This window comes from Okeania sp. SIO3I5, assembly GCF_010672085.1.
Lineage (GTDB): Bacteria > Cyanobacteriota > Cyanobacteriia > Cyanobacteriales > Microcoleaceae > Trichodesmium.
The window spans coordinates 1-1960 of sequence record NZ_JAAHHT010000492.1 but is presented as its reverse complement, the minus strand read 5'-3'; the positions used below and the strand labels follow the sequence as shown (position 1 = coordinate 1960).

The following is a 1960-nucleotide window of genomic DNA, read 5'->3' as shown; positions in this document are numbered from 1 at the left end:
AAATAGCAATGGCAGCATTAGCATTTACTAGAAAACTATCTTCAATGCGGAGCAGAAAAGCTCGTTTGAGAGCGACGGGCAACCAGGGTGTACGAAAATGGAGTCGTACACGCTCTACCAAGGGAGGCGGAATTCAAAATCTCTTCAAAAATTGGGGAGGTAGGTTAGTCGGTTGGATTAATTCGGGATTAAATGAACTCAAGAAAAGACTAAGCAAAATTAGCGTCACCCAAATCTTCCAGGCATTAGTAAATACCGGAAACCTACTGCTTAACTTTAATTTCCAAGTAACTGACACTGAAATCGACAAACAAATCGACGCCATCAATAAGTCAATTGTGACGCGTGGTTTTGGAGCTGTTGGTAGAACACTGGGGAGTACAATATGTGGACTTGGGGGCGCTGCCCTGATTACCAAATTTAATCCATCTCTGGGGTATCATGTAATGAGCAATGTCGCTCCTGAAGTGGCTGAGGAATTACTGTCGGAATGGAGTCAAGCACTTTCCCAAGCTGCTACACAATATGCCACAGCAAAAGCTTTGGAATTCTTTAAAGGTGCTAGGAAATTCCTCAAAGATCCAAACAACCCATTTGGTCAAGTATTGAGAAAACTTGTAGGAGACAAAACTATTGATGAATGGGGAAATCCAGGGAATAAGGAGTGGACTTTCAAGAAGGGAGTAGGTAATTTAGTTAAACGAGTCATTAAAGACGAAGAGTTACTGGAGAACCTTCAAGAAGGATGGGAAGAGTTCAGCGATGCTTGTATTGATGCCGGATTTATGATTGCAGGCAGCATTGATGATTGGATTGGGATGCAGAGTTGGCAGCGAGAGGGATTGCTTGGTAGAACTCGTACTATTCAAGTTACCCCTAATCGCGAGGTGCCTTCGGAAACAGTAATATTGACTGGAACGGAACAAAACCTCCGGACTGCTACAACTGAAATAATTGCCACTTCTCAACTATTGAACAATAGAGATATTGGCACGCAAATTATTGGAGAAGACAATGAACCTATCATCACCAATAACGGTATTTCAGTGACTCTTGAATTTTATGCTTACTCCCAACCTCCTTACAATACAAACGAAAGAATCAAGGAAGGAAATGCTCGTTCTCGTCTGACAATTCCTAACTGCGACCCATTAAAGTTGAATTGGGATAACATTAAAACATTATTCGGTGGTAAGAATAAATCTCACGATAAGGGAGATATTTTTGCTGAAGCGCGATTAGATAATGGTAGAAAGTTGAAGAGTTGGGTGGATTCTGAACCGGAGGGAGTTACTCTGTTGGAGAAGATGGCAAGAATATCCAAAGCTGATATTATTCTACCAATACAATTTACATCTAAAAGAAAGTATGAAGGAAAGGGTAGGATTCAACCGAGAAAAAGGCGACCTCAATATTTAGCGTATATACACATTTCGAATAATCCTCGAATTACTAAATATGAAGCATTGAGTAATCAAAAAGAGGTTAAGGCATCAAAAGGGAGGATTCCTATGTATTATGAATCCAAACCATCGTGGGTGGATGATAAAATCAGGGATATCGTTAAAAAAAGTGGTAATGATTAATAATAAGGTAATAATTAATAAGAGTATTTAGGGGAGATATGACTACAGTTCCTATAGACTGGAGTGAATTAACAAATGCAATTGACCAATTGAGAATTGCTTGGGTTGGTAGTTCATATTTATACACTTGGGATAATTATCCAACTTCCTTGGAAGCGGACATTCCCCAAGAGATTGTTTCTATTTCAGAAAAGGGGAAGTATCAGATTCTAATCGCCAACTTATCTAATCAAACCATCTCCCTTTATCTGGGGGGTGACGGCGCAGAAAATCTCGGACATGGTAACAGTGCTTGGTTCATCCCTCCTGGTAAACCAATTGAAATTGAAATTAATGAGTGTTCGATTTCCGCTGTTTCTCCTGAAGATTCTGAT

2 protein-coding genes are annotated in these 1960 nt (G+C 39.9%); both read left to right on the top strand.

Annotation, left to right across the window (positions count from 1 at the left end; all coding sequences use genetic code 11):
• Positions 1–1586, top strand: a 1586-nt coding sequence (locus tag F6K40_RS39935; protein WP_293145791.1) for a hypothetical protein, incomplete at its 5' end; no start/stop codon positions are given.
• Positions 1587–1624: 38 nt separating this feature from the next.
• The coding region (locus F6K40_RS39930; protein WP_293145789.1) for a hypothetical protein at positions 1625–1960 on the top strand (336 nt) is incomplete at its 3' end.